Here is a 20,166-nt window from a genome sequence, read left to right on the forward strand (position 1 = left end):
GTCGCTTGCCTCGATATCGCGTGACTGGCGTCACGCAAGACAAGCGCCCACATCAATTACCTGATCGATTGTTAAAGAGCGCCCCTACTAGAGAAGTCTTTCGACTTCTGCCTTTCGAACCCAAGTGCTTGTCAGCGCTTGCTTTCTTGGCCGCCGTAAGGAGTGGCGTATTTTAAGGATCCGGGCTTCGATGTCAACGTCTTTTTTGTCGAATCCTGCCGCGAACCCTGGAAGACACCGTGAAGCCCAACCGCTTGCTTCGCTGCCTAACGATGCTTGATTTATTCAATCGAATCAATCGTTTGGCTTGTCTCCCCGCTGCTGTCGAGAGCCTGTCTCGTCGCCAGCGGATGCGTACTTTACGGACCCCGGCCCAACTTGGCAAGCCCTGGCGACAAAAAAAGTGAGATCGATAACAAACGCCTGTCAGGATGTACCCAAAGCTTGCTGCTGGCAGCCCTGCCAGCAGCGCTTCAGTCCTGACGCAACAGCACAACGAGCTGTCTTGGCCCATGCACTCCATAGACCAGCGTCTGCTCGATATCGGCAGTCTTGCTCGGCCCCGATACCAATAGTGCATTGGTAGGCATGCCGTCGGACCAGCGCTCGGCGCGCAGCATATCGAAGAAGGTGTCGTGGATGCTGCCGGCATCCAGTACGGCAATATGGATCGGCGGCACCAGGCTCAACCGCCGAGGCTCATCCGGTGTCGGCCAGAGAAACAGGCTGCCGGTCTCGGCGATCGCGCCCAGCGTCGAGGTCAGTCCGGCATCCACCGTTTCGAACTGTTCACGGCTCCAGTCCTCGATGTCGCGGTCGGCATCCACCAGTTCGATCTCGGCACCGTCAAGCGTGGCGCGAGCTTCGACCGCGACATCGTGCGCTTTCCCGAGCGCCAGCGTGCGGATACCTTTCTCCCGCAGCACTTGCCCCAGCGCCACCGTCCACGCCTGGCGAGAAGTGTGTATGACCTCGCCATGGACCGCAGAAATCATATGTTCGAAACGCTGCAGCCGCTCCGATTGGCTCCAGCCGCGTCCGGTCATCACCGAGAAGTCACTCTCCGGGACCGGCAATTCACCATCCAGACGCTGACGCAAGCGGTTGAGAATATCGTCGCGTGCACTCATACACTCGGCTCCTGCTTGCGGCGCGCCTTGATCATGGCGTGCAGAGTCCTGCCGGCCGGCTTGGGGGCGGCCCTATAGTCGGTCCAGGGCGGTAGCCGATCGGGCGACAATGCCTTGAAGCGCCCGGCGATCCCCGTGCCCGCCCGCCAGGCGGCCGGGTGGGTCGCCAGCCACTGCCAACCCTTCCAGGCAGCCACCTCCTTGGCGTCGCGCTTGACCCCGGCGCCAGGCACGTTGCCGCGCCCTTCGCCGACCGCCTCCTTGCGTAGGCGCACCAGCAAGTCCGGAATCGGAATCTTGACCGGGCAGGCTTCACCGCAGGCGCCGCAGAGACTGGAAGCGCTGGGCAGATCACGGGTCGCATCGAGCCCCAGCAGATGCGGCATCAGAATCTTGCCGATCGGCCCCGGATATGTCGTGCCGTAGGTGTGGCCGCCAACGCGGGTATAGACCGGGCAGTGATTCATGCAGGCGCCGCAGCGGATACAGCGCAGCGTGTCGAGCAATTCATCGTCCTGGTAGATACGCGAACGGCCGTTATCGACCAACACCAGATGCACCTCACGCGGACCGTCATGTTCGTCCGGCTTGCGCGGCCCCGAGATCATGTTGAAGTAGGTGGTGACCGGCTGCCCGGTGGCGGAGCGCGTCAACAGAGCATAGAGCGGCGCCACGTCCTGCAGATGCTCGACCACTTTCTCGATCCCGGTGACGGCAATGTGCATCGGCGGCACCGTCGTGGTGAGCCGACCGTTGCCCTCGTTCTCGACTAGACACAAAGTGCCGGTTTCGGCGACAGCAAAATTGACCCCCGACAGGCCGACATCGGCCGCCATGAAACGCTCGCGCAATTGCGCCCTCGCCGCGGCAGTCAACGCATCGGCATCCAGCGTGCGCTCGATCCCCGTCTTGTCGTGCATCAATTCGGCGATCTCGCCGGTGTTCTTGTGGATCGCCGGCATGATGATGTGCGACGGCGTCTCCTGGGCCATCTGCACCAGGTACTCACCCAGGTCCGACTCCAGCGCCTCGATGCCGGCCTCTTCCAGATGCGCGTTCAGATGCATCTCTTCGGAGACCATCGACTTGCCCTTGATCATGCGCTTGGCGCCGCGAGCCTCGCACAGCTCGCGAATGATCCGGCATGCCTGCTCGCCATCCTCCGCCCAGTGAACCTGAATGCCATTGGCCTGGCAGTTGCGCTCCAGCCGTTCCAGCAAATCCGGTAACTTGGCCAATGCCCGCAGGCGCACGTTGGCACCCAGTTGTCGCAGTGTCTCGAGATCCCATTCGGCAAAAGCATCCCGGCGCTTGGTCATCAGACCATCCATGGCCGTGCGGAAGTTGTTCCGAATCTGTGGATTGGTCAGCGCATCGTGGGCCTGGGCATGAAAGTGGCGCGGGTCGAAGGTCTGCACAGCGGGCGCCGCCGAGCCGCCCTGAGCGCTGTCGGCCGGCCGTTGCGGCTGGGTGAGCTGATTCATGCCGTTCGCCTCCACAGATAGCTGGCGATGTGCTCGCCGCGCAATTGGCGATGCTCATGCTGCTGATAGCCGTCGATGTTCATCAGACAACCACAGTCGGAGGTGACGAAGTGTTCCGCCTCGGCGGCTTCCAGCGCCTGCGCCTTGTCCGCCACCATCGCCCCGGAGATCTCCGGGTGGCGTACCGCGAAGGTACCGCCGAAGCCACAGCATTCGGCGGCGCGCGCCTGCTCGACCAAGGTCACGTTGGCCAGTTGACCGAGCAGCTTCGGCCCGGTTTCCGCCAGCCCCATCTCGCGCCGTGCGCTGCACGACGTATGCATGGCGACGCGTTGCGGCTCGCCTTTGTCCGCCAGCCGCACGTGACAGACATGGATCAGGAACTCCGTCAGCTCGAACACCCGCGAGGCCACATCCCTTGCCTGAGCCTCCCGGTTACAACCGGCGAACAGCTGCGGATAGTGCGTGCGCATCATGCCGCCACACGAGCCGGAAGGGACGACGATCGGCCACGGGCCGGGAAACAGATCGAGCTGGGCGCCGGCCACCGTACGCGCCTCATCGTGATAACCGGAAGTATAGGCGGGCTGGCCGCAGCAGGTCTGGTTCTCGGGAAAAAGGACTTCGATGCCTTCACGTTCCAACAAATGCAGCGCGTCCATCCCCGCATCGGGAAAGAACACGTCGATCAGGCAGGTGCCGAAGAGGTAGACCTTCTCCGGCTTGGCGGGATAGAGCTTCACGGCTGTCATGTCACGGTTCCATGGTCGCTGGCGCCTCGGGGCGATCGGATTACATACCGACCGCTAAATTGGTTTTACCAATTGACAATTCATTGTTCAGCCATTATTGCCATTACGTTCCGGCGGTCAAATCGAAAGGCCCCAAATGGCTCTCTTTTGCCTTGAACTTTAGTTGCACTCATAGACTGCCCTGAGTTGATGAAGCAGAGACTGGCAACACACGTTCCCGCACGGCATTATTGGTAAAACCAATTTCATGCCGAGCCCCAGGAGCAGAGCCTTGGTTTACTCTTCCGTTCGCCAGCCCCGACTGGCCGATGTCCTTACCGAACGCCTGGAAGCGATGATCCTCGAAGGCAGCCTCAAGCCCGGCCATAAACTGCCGGCCGAGCGCGAGTTGGCGGAACGCTTCGGTGTCTCGCGCCCTTCCCTGCGCGAAGCGATCCAGAAACTCTCCGCCAGGGGACTGCTGACCAGCCGTCAGGGAGGCGGCACTTATGTCAGCGCACGGCTCAACGACAGTTACAACGACCCGATGCTGGAAATGCTGTCGCGCCACGACGAGTTTCACCTCGACGTGCTCGAATTTCGCGATGCGATGGAAGGAATCACCGCCTATCACGCGGCGATGCGAGCCACGCCGGCGGACAAGGAGATGCTGCAGCGTCGTTTCCGGGAGCTGGATGCCAGCTACAACGATCCCGCATTGCAGAGCGACCCGCTGCGCGAGGCCAAGGCAGATGCCGCCTTCCATCTGGCGATTGCCGAGGCAGCCCACAACGTACTCATGCTGCACACCATACGCGGCTTGTTTCATCTACTGGAGAAGAGCATCGTCGCCAGCCTGGCGCATCTGTTCGAGCGCCCCAATGCGAGAGCGCTATTGATGGCGCAACATCGCGCCATGCTGGAAGCGATCCTCGAAGGGCGCGCCGAAGAGGCCCGGTCAATGGCGCATGAACATCTCGATTACGTCAAGGCGGGATTGATGGAAATGCAGCGCGCCGAATCACGTGCCCAGCGCGCCGAACGGCGCTCGCAGCTGCTGGCCGACAGCAGCCGCAAGAGCTGATCACTCCCCGCTCATGTGCCGATCCTTCAACTTGACGTAGTTGGCTGCCGAGTAGGCGAAAAACTCGCGCTCCGCGGGTTTCAGCTCGCGTAATGCCTTGGCCGGGTTACCGGCATAGACATAGCCGCTGGCAAGCGCCTTGCCCGGCGGCACCAGCGTGCCGGCGGCGATGATCACCTCGCGCTCGACCACCGCGCCATCCAGCACCACGGCGCCCATGCCGATCAGCACTCGATCGCCGATCGTGCAGCCATGCAGCGTCGCCTGATGGCCGATGGTGACCTCGTCGCCGACCACCAGCGGAAAGCCGCCTGGATTGTAGTCGCTGGCATGGGTGCAATGGAGCACGCAGCCGTCCTGCACGCTGGTACGTGCGCCGATACGGATGCGGTGAACGTCGCCGCGAATCACCGCCATCGGCCATACCGAACAGTCATCGCCGAGGGCGACATCGCCTAGCACCACGCTGGTGTCGTCGATGAACACCCGTTCACCGAGGCTGGGACTGATGCCCTGAAAAGCCCGAATCGTCACGTTTCATTCCTCCGTTGATGATTCGCTCACAACAGCCCCGACAATAGCACGACGGCCGTCAGCGGAATCGACACAAAGCGCACCAATATCTGCCACAGACGAAACCCCGCAGGCGAACCGCCGAACGCCGACGCCGCGGCTTCGACAGGCATTCGCCAGGCGGCGAATATCGCGATCAATAGCCCGCCGACAGGCAGAAAGATATCCGGCGGAATCGTGGACACCAGCGCAAAGAAGTTCATCTCGCCGATCCAGTGCACCTCCGCCAGGGTCGAGAAAGACAACACCGAGAGCAGGCCGACGCCCCACACCAGCGCGCCGACCAAGGCCGCCGCACGTCCCCGCCGCCAGCCGGCAGCGACCAGCATCGCCACCATCGGTTCGGCCAGATTGATCGACGAAGTCCAGGTCGCCACCAGCAGCAACAAGAAAAAGGCCCCAAGCCAGACCTGGCCGCCCGGCAGTTCGCTGAAGGCGATGGGCAGCGTCACGAACATCAGGCCAGGCCCCTCGGTCGGGTCCATGCCATGGGTGAAGACGACCGAGAAGATGGCGATACCGGAGAGCAGCGCCACCGCGATGTCGAGCAACGCCACCGCGAACACTGCCCGCGGCAGGCTCTGATCGTCGGGCATGTAGGCGCCATAGGCCATCAACGCACAGGCGCCCACCGCCAGCGTGAAGAAAGCATGCCCCATGGCGTTGAGCACGACACTCCAATCGATCGCCGCCAGATTGGGCGTGAACAGCCAGCGCATCGCCTCGCCGAAACCCGCGGTGGTGACGGCGTAACCGCCCAGTACCAACAGGATCAGGTAGAGCAATGGCATCATCACGTTGTTGAGCTTTTCCAGCCCGTTGGCGACGCCCGCGGCCACCACCGACATGGTCAGCAGCATGAACAGCGTGTGGTTGAAGGTCATGCGCAGCGGGTCGGCGAGGAAAGCATCGAAACTGGCGCCGATCTGTTGTGGCGAGCGGTCGACGAAACTGCCGTTGACGGCGTCGACCAGATATTCGATCGACCACCCGGAGACGACGGAATAGAACGACAGAATGAAGAACACCGTGACGGCACCGAACAGCCCGACCCAGCGCCAGCGGGGGCTGACGCTGGCTTCGGCCGCCAGATAGGCCAATGCCTGCATCGGACTGCGCCGCCCCGCGCGCCCGATCATGATTTCGGCCATCATCATCGGCAGCCCCAGCAACAATACGAAGACGATGTAGAGCAGCAGAAAAGCCGAGCCGCCGTTCTCTCCGGTCATGTAGGGGAAGCGCCAGATGTTGCCCAGCCCGACCGCCGCCCCGGTCACCGCCAGTATGAAGGCACGCCGGGACTGCCAGCGCTCCAGGGTTTCGTTCATCGTCTCGGGGCCTCTGTTCGAACGGGCATCGCCATGGGATGGCAAAACGCGCAGAGCCTATCAGGGCGTCGGCGAGTCGCCAATCCTGACGGGCGTGGCACATTGAAAGCAGCGCCGTCCCACCCCATGTAGAATGGCATCGATTATCCGTCCGAGGTGACCATGCCGAACAATCCGCTGCTAGAACACCATGTCCTGCCGCCGTTCGAGGCGATTCGCCCCGAACACGTCGTGCCGGCCATCGAAAAGATCATCGCCGACAATCGGCAAGCCATCGAAGCCTTGGCGCAGCAGCAGGACGTCACCTGGGAAACGTTGGCGGCGCCGCTGGAAGCGCTCGACGACCGCCTATCCCAAGCCTGGTCGCCGGTCTCGCATCTCAACTCGACGATGAACAACGAGGCGCTGCGCGAGGCGTATCAACGCTGCCTGGCGCTGCTCTCCGAATACAGCACCTGGGTCGGCCAGAACACCGCACTGTTCGAGGCGTTCGAACGGCTCCAGCGGAGCGAGGCGTTCGCCACGCTCGACGAATCTCAACGCAAGGCGATCGACAATACCTTGCGCGACTTCCGCCTGGCGGGCGTCGATCTGCCGGCCGACAAGAAGCAACGCTATGGCGAGATCCAGGCGCGGCTTTCCGAACTCGGCAACACCTTTTCCAATCAATTGCTCGACGCCACCCAGGCCTGGCACAAGTCGATCGACGATGCCGAACGCCTCGCCGGATTGCCCGATAGCGCGCTGGAAACGCTGCAAGCCTACGCCGAAGCCAAGGGCGAAACCGGTTATCGCATCACCCTGGACGTACCGAGTTTCCTGCCGGTGATGACCTTCGCCGAAGACCGCGAGCTGCGTCGCGAGGTCTATACCGCCTACGTCACCCGCGCCTCCGACCAAGGGCCCAACGCCGGGCAGCACGACAACGCGCCGATCATCGAAGAGACCCTCGCACTGCGTCACGAACTCGCCCAGTTGCTCGGCTTCGACACCTATGCCGACTACTCGCTGGCGACCAAGATGGCCGAATCGCCGCAGCAGGTACTCGGTTTCCTCGACGACCTGGCCAAGCGTGCGCACCCCCAGGCGCAGCGCGACTTCAACGAACTTCAGGCCTACGCCCGCGAAACGCTGGGACTCGAAACGCTCCAGCCCTGGGATATCGGTTTCGCCAGCGAGAAACTGCGCCAGGCCCGCTACGACATCTCCCAGGAGCAATTGCGCCCCTACTTCCCCGCGCCGCGCGCCGTCGACGGCCTGTTCCGCGTCACCCAGAAACTCTACGGCGTGACCATGGCGGAGAATCCGGAAGCGCCGCGCTATCACCCGGACGTGCGTTACTTCGACGTGCTCGATGGCGACCGGCCGATCGCCGGCTTCTATCTCGACCTGTATGCCCGCGAAGGCAAGCGTGGCGGTGCCTGGATGGACGTCTGCCGCACGCGTCGCCAGCGCGAGGACGGCGAGCTGCAGTTGCCGGTGGCCTATCTGACCTGCAACTTCACCCCGCCGGTGGGCGGCAAGCCGGCGCTGCTGACCCACGACGAAGTGCTGACACTGTTCCACGAATTCGGCCACGGCCTGCACCACATGTTAACCCGGCAGACCGTTGCCGACGTCTCCGGCATCAGCGGCGTGGCCTGGGACGCGGTGGAGCTGCCGAGCCAGTTCATGGAGAACTTCTGCTGGGAGCGCGAGGGCCTCGACCTGATCGCCGGCCACGTCGATACCGGCGACAAGTTGCCCGACGAACTGCTGGAGAAGCTGCAGGCGGCGCGCAATTTCCAGTCGGCGATGCAGATGGTGCGCCAGCTGGAATTCTCGCTGTTCGATTTCCGCCTGCACTACGAATACAGCACACCTTCGGCCAGCGACGTCCAGGCACTGCTCGATGACGTCCGGGCCCAGGTGTCGGTGGTGCCGACGGCCGGCTTCAACCGCTTCCAGAACGGCTTCGCGCACATCTTCGCCGGTGGCTACGCGGCGGGTTACTACAGCTACAAGTGGGCCGAGGTGCTCTCCGCCGATGCCTACAGCGCGTTCGAGGAAGCCGGTATCTTCGACCCGGCGACCGGTCGACGCTTCCGCGAGGAAATTCTCGAACGTGGCGGCTCACGCGACGCCGCCGAGCTGTTCCAAGCGTTCCGCGGTCGCGAACCCAGCATCGAGCCGCTGCTGCGTCACTCGGGCATCGAACCCCAGAGCATCGAAACCCAGAATGCCATCTAAGTAGATGCGGCCCGTACAGTCGAGCGAGCGTTGGGGACCCAGCGCCCGCTCGCCAACGATTTTTGAGGTACCTCATGAACCAAACGCCGAAACGTTTCATTGCCGGCGCAATCTGCCCACGCTGCGCGGCCATGGACCGTATTCGTACCTGGGAGCAGAACGGTATCCGTTATCGCGACTGCGTCAGCTGCGATTTCTTCGAGCAGTTGCCGGTGGAGGATGAACCCCCACGCGAACTGCCGACCCGCGTCAACCAGCCCCGCGACAATCAGCAGCCCGCCAGCCAGGAGATCACGCCAGTACGCATTCTCGATCCCGGCCGCCGTCATTGAGCGGCCGGCACTTGAAATCCGTTCAAGCCGCCGCGTCGGCAATACGCGTCACCAGACGCACCAGGTCATCGTCGTGCCAATCCGGCACGCTCCCGAGCTTAGGATCCATCGCCTTGCCCGGCCGCGCGATGAATGCGGTACGCAGCCCGGCGGCATGGGCGCCGATCAGATCCCAACCATGGGCGGCGATCATCACCAGCTCGCCGGCCGGCACACCCCAGTGGTCTGCCACTTGCCGGTATGGCTCGGCGGACGGCTTGTAACGCGCGACACTCTCCACGCTCAAGATGACATCGAAATAACCGTCCAGCCCTGCGTGCCCCAGCTGCTGATGGGCCGCCTTGAGAGCGCTATTGGTCAATGCCGTCAGCCGGTGTCCCGCCTCGCGCAACCGGGCCAGCGCCGCTGCGGCATCGGCGTGTGCGGGCATGGTGAGCATGCCTTCGACCAGCGTCTGTTCGTCGTCCGGCGAGATGTCGACGCCATGCTTGGCGCCGAGCTGGCGCAGTGCGCTCTGGGCGAGTGCCGCGAAGGGTTCGAAACGCTCGATCAGGTTGGCCGTCATCCAGCCTTCCTGCAGCGTGAGAAACCACTCCGAACGCAGCGCCTCGCTGCCGAACAACCGCCGGAACAGCGGATTCAGGGAGCCTGTGTCGAGCAGCGTTTCGTTGACGTCGAATACCAGATGCATCGCGACCTCCGTGGCCGATGGGTAGGCCATTCAGTATAGAAAGCGCACCCTGCCTCGCGCGTCCATCGTCACGCTAACGCCAGAGCGACAGGCTCTGATCCAGCAACTGGCGCAGTACCGCCAGCGACGGCAGCCAGCTCAGCAGATGCGTCGAGGCCAGCAGCAGCATCAATGATCCGCCGGGGGCGTGCCAGTCGATCGGCTTGAGTGCGGTACCGAACGAGCGCTTGAGACGCGCCCCGGTGAGGTCGACGCTGTACAGTTCGTCCAGCGTCAAGTGGATGAGAAATCCCAGCGTCAGCGCCAGGCCATGTATCCACGCCAGCCGCTCCGGCTGATCCAGCAAGGTGAAGCTGATGGCGGTCGTCGACAGCCCACTGATGGCCGCGGCCAACAGGGAATGCCAGAGTCCCCGATGAACGGTAAAACGGGCAAACAGCGCACTGGCGACATAGCGGACGCCAAGATAGAGGCCACCACAAACGGCGAACAGACCGGCCGGCGTCAAACGCTGCTGAAGAATCAGAACGGCCAGCACGATGGCCGCCACTGCCAGGATATGAAAGATCAAACGCACCGCCTGGGAGTGGTCGGCATCGATATCCGGCAGGATGCCGCCGAACGCCACCAGAGCGGCCACCGCCAGCGCCTGCCACCCGCTCCACAGCGACACCTGCCAACCGGCTTGCGCGGCCAGCCCTCCGCCGAGACTCGCTACGCCAAAGTGCGTTCGGAAATTAGCCATCGACGCGGGCGCCCCATAACTGGATAAATCATCAGATTATGGCGTGTCTGGCGCTGCGTAAACAATAGCTTACGGCAATCAAATTTCCGTTCTGGCCATATCGAGAACGCCGACAACGATGGACGAGGCAGAAAAACGGCCCTGCCAATGGCAGAGCCGCGATAGGCGAACATCCGGGGGAGCGTCAGCTGGCACTGCCACTCTCGATGACGCCGCAGGCGACTCGGCCACCGCCTCCACCCAGATCGGGCTCGTCGGAGTAATTGTCGCCGCCTTCATGCACCATCAGCGCATGTCCCGCCAGATCGTCTTCCGACAACCGCGGCGCCAGTACCGGCGTGGTGGCATTGCCGTCGGCATCCACCATCAGCGCCGGCAGATCGCCGAGGTGCCCCTCGTCGCTGTACGGGCCCTGGTGAGTCCCCGTCTCTTCCGGGTCGAAATGGCCACCTGCCGCACCGGCCGGCGTCACCTCGCCATCGCTTTCGCTGGGCTCGCAGCTGGCGTTGACGTGCAGGTGAAAGCCATGGATGCCGGCATTCAGGCCCGAGAGGTCCGGGGTCAGCAGCAGCCCGTAGTCGGTATCCTCGGCCGTGACGCTGCCGATGCTCTCGCCGACGCCGTCGGCGGAAACGCTGTGCATCTCTACCGTGGTGTCCGCCTGTGCCAATCCCGTCATGGCCAGCGCCATACCCGCGCCAAGCCCCAGTAAATCGTTGCGTCGCATCTCACCCTCCTTGCGTGAATACTCCTTACGTGAAGGTCATGCCTTCAACGTAGACAAAGAGCACGACAGACGCGAGCCTGGCTCAGAATCTGTTTACGACCTCGCGAGCTAGAGCCAAACGAGGCGAAAACGCTTGAGAAAAGGACCGGGCTCGCGTACGAGTTTACATGGGGTTAAATGAGCATTCCGAAAGCGTTTTCAACGACGTTTGGCCGACGCGCAGCAGATCGTAAACGGGTTCTCAGCGCAAGTTGTCGAGAATACGCAGCACCGGTATGGACTGGTTGAGCGTGTAGAAGTGCAACCCCGGCGCGCCGCCATCGAGCAGGCGCTGACACAGGCGCGAGACGACCTCGGTGCCGAACGCCTGGATGCTCTCGCTATCGTCGCCGAAGGCCTCGAGCTGCTTGCGGATCCAGCGCGGGATGTCGGCACCGCAAGCGTCGGAAAAGCGCGCCAGCTTGGTGTAGTTGGTGATGGGCATGATGCCGGGCACGATCGGCGTATCGACGCCCATGGCCCGGACCCGCTCGACGAAATGGAAGTAGGCGTCGGCATTGAAGAAGTATTGGGTGATGGCGAGATCGGCTCCGGCCTTGACCTTGCGCACGAAATTTTCCAGGTCGCGCTCGAAGCTCGGCGCCTGGGGATGCGCCTCGGGATAGGCCGCCACCGCGATTTCGAAGTGATCGCCGGTCTCGGCACGGATGAACTCGACCAATTCGTTGGCATGGCGCAACTCGCCAGCACCGCCCATGCCCGAAGGCAGGTCGCCGCGCAGCGCGACCAGGCTGTCGATCCCCTTGTCGCGGTAGGTGTGCAGCAGCTCACGCAACGAGGCCTTGTCGCTACCGATACAGGAGAGATGCGGCGCGGTGGTCGTGCCGCTGCGGCGCACGGCTTCGACCGTGTCGAAGGTGCGCGCCTGGGTCGAACCACCGGCACCATAGGTCACCGAAAAGAATCGCGGCTGGCGCGCCGCCAGGGCATCACGCACCGCTCCGAGCTTCTCCCGCCCGAGGTCGGTATTGGGAGGAAAGAATTCGAAGCTGATGCCCAGTGGTGGCTGCGTGTTCATTGGCGCGCTCTTCTAACGGTAGAGATTAAACGGACAGGGGATTTTGCCTTTCGGTGCCAGCAACAGCCAATGAAACTTTCCGTCCACCCTCATGAGACACCTTCATGTATCTTCGAACTTTCCGTGAATGATGACTCAGGGATGCAGGGCCGCCGCGTGGCAATCGCCGCCGGTGAGACAGTCCTGCGTCTCCACCTGCAGGGTCGCGTGTTGGATGTCGAAGCGCTCCTGCAACAGGCGATAGGCGCGTTCGATCACCTTGTCGTGAAGATCCGGACGCTCGATCACCAGATGCGCGCTCAACAGCGGGTCCTGTGGCGTCAGCCCCCAGACATGCATGTCATGCAGGCTCTTGACTCCCTCGACCTCGCTCAACGTCTGACGGATCTGGGCCACGTCGATGCCTTCCGGCGTTCCTTCGAGCAGGGTGTGGGCCGAACGTCGCAGGATCTTCCAGGCCGCGCGCAGGATCAAGGCGGCGGCCAGCATCGACAGCAGTGGATCGATCGGCGTCCAGCCGCTGAGCATGATCACCACCGAAGCCGCGATGGCCGCGACCGAACCCAGCAGATCCCCCATGACATGCATGAGCGCCCCGCGCAGGTTGAGGTTCTCCCGGTCGCCGCCGTGCAGGATCTTGAACACCATCAGGTTGACCAACAGACCCAGCACCGCAATGATCATCATCGGCCCGGCGAGCACCGCCACCGGCTGGGCGAAGCGCTGGATGGCGGCGATGAATATCCATACCGCGATGCCCAGCAGCGTCAACCCGTTGATGAACGCCGCCAGTACCTGGAAGCGTTGATAGCCGAAGGTGCGCAGCTTGTCCGGCGCCTTGTCTCCCATGACGAAGGCGCACAATGCCAGCCCCAGCGAGAAGCTGTCGCTGAACATATGTCCGGCATCCGCCAGCAGCGCCAATGATCCGGAGAGCCAGCCACCGACCGCCTCCGCCAACATGAACCCGGCGGTCAGAAACATCGCCAGCTTGACCCGCCTGGCACTGTCAGCCGTTACCGTCGGCACGTGATCGTGATCATGACGATGCGCATGGTCATGCGGGTGATCGTGGTGAACGTGATCGTGTGAGGCCATGAGACCCATCCTGACGAGAACGTGAGACTGCATGATAGCGCACACCCTTGGCGCTATTGTATTACACGCCAGCGGCGGACATCCGCGTCATTGAACGGTCTCCCTTTGGCGTGGCAAAGGCCAGGCCTACGGCAATCCGCGACTTCAATCGCCCCGTCCCGGCCGCTGTCGCCAGAGGTCCCATGCGATGCCCGTGGCGATGCCGCCCCCAATGCCCCAACCCCATTCACCCGTCGTCATCCAGACGACGAGACCGACGACGATACCGATCAGTGAACCTTGCATAAGACGATCATCACTTCCATTGCGCAGATGCCACATAAGAGTGGACCATCCTAACGCATGGGCAGGATGAACAAAGGGATGGACATCGAATGGCGGGTTAGAAAGGAGTGCTCACTTCCGCGGTCCTTCGCGATAAATGCCACCTGGCTAAGTGAGCGCCTTCAACAGTGAACCGAGAGCTCCTTATATCCAAGATAAAAATGGTTATCGTTGCATCATTTTTACTGATAGAGTTAACTATATTTTATTAATCAATCACTTACAATGAGATAACGATCCAAGAGACGCGTGTAATTTTTTGCAATGAAAAATAGATATCGAGAATCGCGACAAGGAAGCGAGCAGGTCACGCCTCAAGGCCTAACCAGCCAAGTAAACTGACCACAAACACGAGCTTGGAAAGAGGAAATGGCGGAAGAGAGTGGGAGTCGAACCCACCAGGGACCGCTGGCAGCCCCTACAGGAGTTGAAGTCCTGGCGTCCCACCGGGGAACGATTCTCTTCCATAATCAATGACAAATGGTCGCTATCGACAACCAACGTCGCAATCACTCAAATAGCATATCCTCTCGGAGCACCTTGTGGCTATCGCCGACCCGTCGAGTAAAACCTATGCGGTCGAAAAACTCTAGGATGGCAACGGCCAGCTTGCGGCCGCAGCCAACCCGGTCGCGGAATGCCGCAGCCGTGACGCCCTCCGCCGCCAGGGCATCCAGCTCGCGAATCCACGCGGCCAATTGCGCTACGGCAGGCGTGAGAAAGAAGTGATCGTGACGCAGTTGATAGACCTTACCCAGCAGTGCGCAGTTACGCAGCAGCTCGCGCACTTCTGCCTCCGGCCATGCGAGCATGTGGGCAATGTCACGCACTCGCGGCGGCTCAAAGGGTGAGGCCGCGAGCAACGGCCGCACCTGCTGCCAGCGAGCGGTCTCCTCGTTGGAAAGCGTCGCATGATGTGAAGCTAGTGCCACGAAAGGGCCGCGTTGGACGATCTCGCCATTGCGCTTCCAGCGCTCCAGCAACGGCCGGAACAGCTCCGGAGGCAGGCTCGGCGCACTCATGCGTCGTAGCCGGTCGATCTCCGCTCCACGCATGCTCGGTTCGGACGCGTGAATCTCCGCTAATCGAGCGAGGACGTACCGATAGCGCGCCTGCAGATAGTCGTCGGGGAAAGCATGGCGCACACTGCTGCCAGCCACCACCTGCCAGCCGGCACGCTCGGCGGATGCCGCGACCTCATCCGGGGCGAGATCGAGATTGGCGGCGAGTGCGTCGAGATCGACGCCGCGATCCGCGCCCAGTGCCGGCCAGAGTCGATCCGGTGAGGTCGGCGCCGCCGAGTCCGGCAGTATCCCTTGCAGCGCGCGCAGCCAGACGAGCCGCTCCGCTCGCCGCGCGCCACGCCGGGGCGGCGTGACGTCGAGCACCCTAGCACCGGCCAGCGTGCGGCTGGCGCCGTGATCGCGCACGACGATGGCGTCACCATGCGCCGGCTGCAACGGCGACTCGAGCACCAATTGGGCCAGCATGGTTTCGCCAGGGCGCAGCGATTCTCCTTCCAGTAACGAGACCCGGCCGGTGACATGGGCGCTGGCATGGTGCAGGTGCACCGGGGTCCATTGGGCTAGCGGCGGCGCTTCCGGCAACAGGTGCAGCGATACGTCCAGGCGCTGACGGTCGGCGATCGGTGAATGCTCGCCCACGACCCAGTCGCCACGTGTCACACGGCCGCGCTCGATGTCGCTGCCACTCAGGTTGATGGCACAGCGCTCGCCGTAGCCCGCGCGCTCGGTTTCGCGGTTCTGCGTACGCAAGCCGCGCACACGCGCCGTCAGCAATGACGGCAGTAGCTGCACGCTGTCGCCGAGATGGACCACGCCACCGCGCACGGTACCGGTAACGACCACGCCGGCCCCCGACTTGACGAAGACGCGGTCGACGGCGAGGCGAAAACCACCTGCGTCCGCCCGTGTTGGTTGATTCGCTGCTGCCGTCCAGAGCGTCCGCTGCAGCGGCGCGATGCCTTCGCCGCTGACACTGGAGAGTGGGAAGATCGGCGCACCGGCGAACGGCGTCTCGCCGAGCCAGGCGTCGACCTCGGCACGCACTGCGTCGGCTCGCGACGGCTCGACCCGGTCGATCTTGGTCAGGGCGACCCAGGCACGGGTCACGCCGAGCAGCTCGAGAATACGTGTGTGTTCCCGGGTCTGCGGCATGATGCCATCGTCCGCCGCCACCACCAGCAGCATCGCCTCGATACCGGCGGCACCGGAGAGCATGTTGGCAATGAAGCGCTCGTGGCCCGGCACATCGATGAATCCGAGTGTGGCGTCGGGAAAATCTGCTGGTGGATCGGGATACGCATAGCCGGCCTCGATGGTCAGGCCACGCGCCTGCTCCTCCTTCAAGCGATCGGTCGCCACGCCGGTCAGGGCCTGGATCAAAGCCGTCTTGCCGTGGTCGACGTGGCCGGCGGTGCCGACGATCATGCAGCCTCCCGCCAGTACGTCGGCAACTGCTCGAGCTGATCCAGAAAAGCCTGCTCCTCGGCCGTCGTGTCAAGACAGCGCAGGTCGAGCCAGAGCGCGCCTTCGTGAACGCGCCCGATCATCGGCCGAGGCAGGCGGCGCAGCGCGCGTTCCAGACGCGCCAGCTCGCGACCACGAGAAACCGTCAGCACCATTGCCTCGCTGTCCAACCGATCCACCGGCAGCGAACCGCTGCCCAACTGACTGCGACAGGGCCGAACGTCGACCTCGGCGATGCCATCGAGCGTACGACGCACGATGGGCAGCAGGCGCTCGGCCTGGGCGGCAATCTCCATCACGGGCCGGGTCAGCATGGAAAGCGTCGGCAGGTCGCGCTCAGGGGTCTCGCTGTCACGGTAGGTCCTGAGTGTCGCTTCCAGCGCAGCGAGCGTGAGCTTGTCACAGCGTAGCGCGCGTTTCAGCGGGTGCGACTTGAGCTTGGCGATCAGCTCGCGCCGGCCGACCACGATACCCGCCTGGGGCCCACCGAGCAGTTTGTCGCCACTGAAGGTGACCAGATCGGCACCGGCGGCGATCGCCTCTGCCGGACGCGCTTCGTGCGGCAGCCCGAGCGCGCGAAAGTCGGTCAGCGCGCCGCTGCCCAGATCGATCATGAAGGGAATGCCGTGGGCGTGGGCGATATCGGCCAGCTCGGCCTCGGGCACGCTGCTGGTGAAGCCTTCGACGTGATAGTTCGAGGCATGCGCCTTGACGATCAGCCCGCTTTCCTCGCCCAGCGCCTGTTGGAAATCCCGCGCGTGGGTGCGGTTGGTGGCGCCGACCTCGATCAGTCGGCAACCGGCGGTGGTCATCACGTCCGGCATGCGAAAAGCGCCACCGATCTCGATCATCTCGCCCCGCGAGATAATCGCCTCGCGCCCGGCTCCCAGTGCCGTCAGCGCCAGCAGCACGGCGGCGGCGTTGTTGTTGACCACCGTCGCCGCCTCGGCGCCGGTCAGCTCGACGAGCAGACCCTCTACCAGCCGGTCGCGATCGCCGCGGCGCCCGGCGGCGAGATCGTACTCCAGCGCGACCGGATGGCGCGCGGCCTCGACGACCGCCTCGATCGCGCTCTCGCTCAGTGGTGAACGCCCCAGGTTGGTGTGGATCACCGTCCCTGTCAGATTGAAGACTGGGCGAGTATTGAGCCGCCGGCGGGCTTCGACGACCCCGCGGATCGCGGCGACCAGCGTCTCCTCATTCGGTCGTTCAGTCGCACCGGCGCCGAGCCGGGCGCGCCACGTGGCCAGCGTCTCGCGAATCGCACGAGTCAACGCGCGTTCGCCGACGCGCTGGCGCAGGTCGTCGAGGTGGGGGTGATCGAGCAACGTGGCGACCGCCGGAAGCTGGCGGCGCAGGTCATCGGGTATGGCAGTGATTTCCGACATCAGCAGTTTGCAGGGCTACGGGTGAAGTCTCGATTTAATCGTCGCCGGCGTGCCGAGGCAAGCCCGGTAGCTCTTTTCCGGACGCCCCGACCTCGGCACCTGTCCTTATGCATGCTTCGGTCCAACACCCAGACACGCGGCGTCGGCCGGGTCGCCTTTCACGACCCAGATGCCGTTCGTCAGGCCGGGCTGCCCAGCACCAGCAACGGATTGAAGGTGCGCCGCGCCAGTTCGCGGTCGGCGATCATCATGTCCAGTGCCAGACTGGCGAGATCGTCGGCTAGTGGATCGGCGCCCTGCTCCCACTCGCGCTGTGCCACCTTGAGATAGCTCGAGCAGTGACCACAGGTTTCGGCCTGCACCGGCAGCACCCGTTTGCCGGCCTCGTCTTCCAGCGTGATGTAGTCCAGCGTCTGGCTGTCGCCGCACTGCGGACAACGCGCACGTTCGGCGTACCATTCGGTGGCACAGAGTCCGCAGTGCAGATAGCGCACCCGGGAGCGCGCCATGCCGATCTGGATCACGCTGGCAACCGGCGGCGCTCCGCAGCAGGGACAGAGCGCACGCACGGCTTCCTTCGGCCGCCCTGGAGCGTGAGTCAGGGTGCGCGCCTGTCGTGTCCAGGCCACCTGCAGTGCAGCACCGACCAGCGGCGCCATCGCGGTTGCCTCGGCCGTCAGTGCCTCGCCGCTCAGCAGGGCGGCAGCGATCTTCGCCCGCTCTTCGTATGCCGCCGCCTTAAGTGACTCGAACCATTCCCGCTGCGTGTCCGGCACGTCGTCGTCGAGATCGGCGACCAGGACATCGAGATCCTGTGGCCACGACATGTCGCGCCACAGCCCGTCGACCGAGAGCGGCGGGATATCGTGGGCGATCGCTAGATCCGCGGTATCGGTCAGGCTCGGCCGCGCCTGCTGCAGCACGCGATGCTGAGCCTCGACCACCCGCGCCATGAAGTGGAGGTAGCCCCCCAGCGCCGGCACCCGCTCGGCGAGCCGATACAGTCGCTGCGCACGTTCGGCGAACAGCTTGCGCCCCGGCAACACCACCATCGGCGGCGCTCCGGGCGATTGCGGCGCCTGGCCGAAGGCGTGCCCGGCGGAAGTAGTGGTGTCACGGCTGCTCACGACGCTGCGCCTCCTCTTGTTCGCGTGCCCAGAGACTATGATGGTGTCGCGCCCAGGCCCGCGTCACCCAGCCGCGCGTCATCGAGCGAATCGAGCCCTTGACCCAGATCGCGGCATAGACGTGGACAATGATGGTGACGATGGCAACGAACGCCGCCACCGCATGAAGCAAGCTGGCGAAGCGGATCAACGGAATCGGAAAGTAGCCGGCGAACCACGGCCGCCACATGATCACGCCGCTGATCAACAGCAGGGCGATCGAGGCGATCAACGCCCAGTAGACCAGTTTCTGCCCGGGATTGTACTTGCCGATCTTGGGCAGTTTCTCGTCGCGATTGTTGAGTACGTCATCGATCTGGCGCATCCACTGCACGTCATTGCGATCGAACAGGTTACGGCGCACATGACGCGCCGCCATGGCATAGAACAGAAGCACCAGCACCACGCCGAGAAACGGGTGCAGGATACGCGCCCATACCGGCCCACCGAGCGTATGGCTGAAAAAGAAGAACGCCGGGTGGAAGAATGCCAGTCCGGAAAGGGCCAGCAACACGAACATCAACGCCATGCTCCAGTGATTGGCGCGATCCAGCGGCGAGTAGCGGATCAATCGGTTGCGTGACACCTTCATCGCTCATCTCCTCGCGGACGCTCGCCCGCGCTATCGCCTGCGTCGTGCCCACGCTCGTTGCGCTGCGTGGCGTCGTAGCCGAGCGCATGCGGTGGTGTTTCCTCATGCGCGTCCGGTTGTTCCTCGGGTTCCTCCTTCGGCCCCTTGGTCATGTAGTGAATTACGCCGGCAAACGCCGTGATACCGATGATTGCCGACATGATCGGCTTGGTCGCGCCTTTCCATGCATCGACCAGCGGCGATATGCGCGGATCCTTGGGCAGCCCGCTGTAGCGGTTGGGATCGTCGGCATGGTGCAGCACGTACATCACGTGTGTGCCGCCGACCCCCGCCGGATCGTAGATGCCCGCATCGCGAAAACCGAGTTCCTTGAGATCGCCGACCCGCTTCTCCGCTCGCGCCAGCATGTCCGCCTTGGTGCCGAATTCGATGCAGTTGGTCGGGCAGGTCTTGACGCAGGCGGGTTCGAGCCCGGCATTGACCCGATCGGAACAGAGCGTGCACTTGTAGGATTTCTGGTCCTTGGGCGAAATCCGCGGAATGTCGAACGGGCAGCCGGTGATGCAATAGCCGCAGCCGATGCAGTGGTTGGAGTCGAAATCGACGATGCCGTTGGCGTACTGCACGATCGCTCCCGGCGCCGGGCACGCCTCCAGACAGCCGGGTTCGGCACAGTGCATGCAGCCGTCCTTGCGAATCAGCCACTCCAGCCCGCCGTTGGTGTCTTCATACTCGCTGAAGCGCATCACGGTCCACGATTCGGGGGTCAGATCGGTAGGATTGTCATAGGTGCCGTGGCACTCACCGACCTCGTCGCGCAGATCGTTCCACTCCATGCACGCCACCTGGCATGCCTTGCAGCCGATGCACTTGGAGACATCGATCAGCTTGGCCACTTCATCGACGTGGCTGCGCACCTGCGGCGGCGCCGTCGTGGTCGCGGAGCGGGCGATGATGTTCTGGGAATTGTCCATATT

General features: G+C 63.5%; 18 protein-coding genes and 1 tRNA gene. 3 read left to right on the plus strand and 16 right to left on the minus strand.

All coding sequences use genetic code 11. The features are described from left to right. Positions 1 to 473: 473 nt before the first annotated feature. Genes DOM57_RS18115 through DOM57_RS18125 form a run of 3 tightly spaced genes read right to left on the minus strand, consistent with a single transcriptional unit; the run spans position 474 to position 3,366 of the window. Complete coding sequence (locus DOM57_RS18115; protein WP_110650591.1) at positions 474 to 1,130, minus strand: LutC/YkgG family protein; 657 nt, start codon at positions 1,128 to 1,130, stop codon at positions 474 to 476. Further along, entirely contained in the window at positions 1,127 to 2,614 is a 1,488-nt protein-coding gene (locus DOM57_RS18120; RefSeq protein WP_110650592.1) for a LutB/LldF family L-lactate oxidation iron-sulfur protein, read from the minus strand. The genes DOM57_RS18115 and DOM57_RS18120 overlap by 4 nt, the downstream gene beginning before the upstream one ends. Beyond that, entirely contained in the window at positions 2,611 to 3,366 is a 756-nt protein-coding gene (locus DOM57_RS18125; RefSeq protein ID WP_110650593.1) for a (Fe-S)-binding protein, read from the minus strand. Before DOM57_RS18125 ends, DOM57_RS18120 begins: the two co-directional genes overlap by 4 nt. A 271-nt stretch (positions 3,367 to 3,637) precedes the next feature. On the opposite strand from DOM57_RS18125, the gene DOM57_RS18130 reads away from it, so the two are divergent. Beyond that, positions 3,638 to 4,429: a GntR family transcriptional regulator gene (locus DOM57_RS18130; protein WP_110650594.1), complete on the plus strand. Its 792-nt coding sequence runs from the start codon at positions 3,638 to 3,640 to the stop codon at positions 4,427 to 4,429. Here DOM57_RS18130 and DOM57_RS18135 read toward each other — a convergent pair whose 3' ends face one another. Together DOM57_RS18135 and DOM57_RS18140 are read right to left on the minus strand one after the other, a co-directional pair. After that, on the minus strand, positions 4,430 to 4,963 hold the full coding sequence (locus tag DOM57_RS18135; RefSeq protein ID WP_110650595.1) for a gamma carbonic anhydrase family protein: 534 nt from the start codon (positions 4,961 to 4,963) through the stop codon (positions 4,430 to 4,432). A 26-nt stretch (positions 4,964 to 4,989) separates the two neighbouring features. Next, a complete protein-coding gene (locus DOM57_RS18140) occupies positions 4,990 to 6,330 on the minus strand; it encodes a sodium-dependent transporter (protein ID WP_110650596.1) in 1,341 nt (446 codons plus the stop codon). 162 nt (positions 6,331 to 6,492) lie between these two features. Here DOM57_RS18140 and prlC point away from each other — a divergent pair, with 162 nt between their 5' ends. After that, the gene (gene prlC / locus DOM57_RS18145) at positions 6,493 to 8,559 is read left to right on the plus strand and encodes an oligopeptidase A (protein WP_110650597.1); all 2,067 of its coding nucleotides are present in this window, start codon (positions 6,493 to 6,495) and stop codon (positions 8,557 to 8,559) included. A 74-nt stretch (positions 8,560 to 8,633) separates the two neighbouring features. Further along, positions 8,634 to 8,891 (plus strand): YheV family putative zinc ribbon protein, encoded by a 258-nt coding sequence (locus DOM57_RS18150; RefSeq protein ID WP_110650598.1) that lies wholly within the window; start codon positions 8,634 to 8,636, stop codon positions 8,889 to 8,891. Positions 8,892 to 8,913: 22 nt separating this feature from the next. Here DOM57_RS18150 and DOM57_RS18155 read toward each other — a convergent pair whose 3' ends face one another. From DOM57_RS18155 to fdxH, 11 genes are all read right to left on the minus strand, one after another. Next, positions 8,914 to 9,582: a haloacid dehalogenase type II gene (locus tag DOM57_RS18155; RefSeq protein ID WP_162619592.1), complete on the minus strand. Its 669-nt coding sequence runs from the start codon at positions 9,580 to 9,582 to the stop codon at positions 8,914 to 8,916. 73 nt (positions 9,583 to 9,655) lie between these two features. Then, positions 9,656 to 10,327, minus strand: coding sequence for a metal-dependent hydrolase (locus DOM57_RS18160; RefSeq protein WP_110650600.1), 672 nt, complete (start codon positions 10,325 to 10,327; stop codon positions 9,656 to 9,658). 184 nt (positions 10,328 to 10,511) lie between these two features. Beyond that, positions 10,512 to 11,054: a superoxide dismutase family protein gene (gene sodC / locus DOM57_RS18165; RefSeq protein ID WP_110650601.1), complete on the minus strand. Its 543-nt coding sequence runs from the start codon at positions 11,052 to 11,054 to the stop codon at positions 10,512 to 10,514. Positions 11,055 to 11,295: 241 nt separating this feature from the next. Then, positions 11,296 to 12,132, minus strand: a complete 837-nt coding sequence (metF, locus tag DOM57_RS18170) for a methylenetetrahydrofolate reductase [NAD(P)H] (protein ID WP_110650602.1) — start codon at positions 12,130 to 12,132, stop codon at positions 11,296 to 11,298. A gap of 135 nt (positions 12,133 to 12,267) precedes the next feature. Next, positions 12,268 to 13,230 (minus strand): cation diffusion facilitator family transporter, encoded by a 963-nt coding sequence (locus tag DOM57_RS18175; RefSeq protein WP_239496312.1) that lies wholly within the window; start codon positions 13,228 to 13,230, stop codon positions 12,268 to 12,270. 694 nt (positions 13,231 to 13,924) lie between these two features. Continuing rightward, positions 13,925 to 14,020, minus strand: a tRNA-Sec gene (locus DOM57_RS21870). Positions 14,021 to 14,063: 43 nt separating this feature from the next. Further along, positions 14,064 to 16,004, minus strand: a complete 1,941-nt coding sequence (gene selB, locus DOM57_RS18180) for a selenocysteine-specific translation elongation factor (protein WP_110650604.1) — start codon at positions 16,002 to 16,004, stop codon at positions 14,064 to 14,066. After that, positions 16,001 to 17,431, minus strand: coding sequence for an L-seryl-tRNA(Sec) selenium transferase (selA, locus tag DOM57_RS18185; protein ID WP_110650605.1), 1,431 nt, complete (start codon positions 17,429 to 17,431; stop codon positions 16,001 to 16,003). Before selA ends, selB begins: the two co-directional genes overlap by 4 nt. A gap of 179 nt (positions 17,432 to 17,610) precedes the next feature. After that, entirely contained in the window at positions 17,611 to 18,558 is a 948-nt protein-coding gene (fdhE, locus tag DOM57_RS18190) for a formate dehydrogenase accessory protein FdhE (RefSeq protein WP_204353029.1), read from the minus strand. Continuing rightward, a complete protein-coding gene (locus DOM57_RS18195; RefSeq protein ID WP_110650606.1) occupies positions 18,545 to 19,189 on the minus strand; it encodes a formate dehydrogenase subunit gamma in 645 nt (214 codons plus the stop codon). Before DOM57_RS18195 ends, fdhE begins: the two co-directional genes overlap by 14 nt. Beyond that, the gene (gene fdxH, locus DOM57_RS18200; RefSeq protein WP_110650607.1) at positions 19,186 to 20,163 is read right to left on the minus strand and encodes a formate dehydrogenase subunit beta; all 978 of its coding nucleotides are present in this window, start codon (positions 20,161 to 20,163) and stop codon (positions 19,186 to 19,188) included. Before fdxH ends, DOM57_RS18195 begins: the two co-directional genes overlap by 4 nt. Positions 20,164 to 20,166 lie beyond the last annotated feature (3 nt).

The sequence above is a fragment of the Salinicola peritrichatus genome (assembly GCF_003206715.1).
Taxonomy (GTDB): Bacteria; Pseudomonadota; Gammaproteobacteria; order Pseudomonadales; family Halomonadaceae; genus Salinicola; species Salinicola peritrichatus.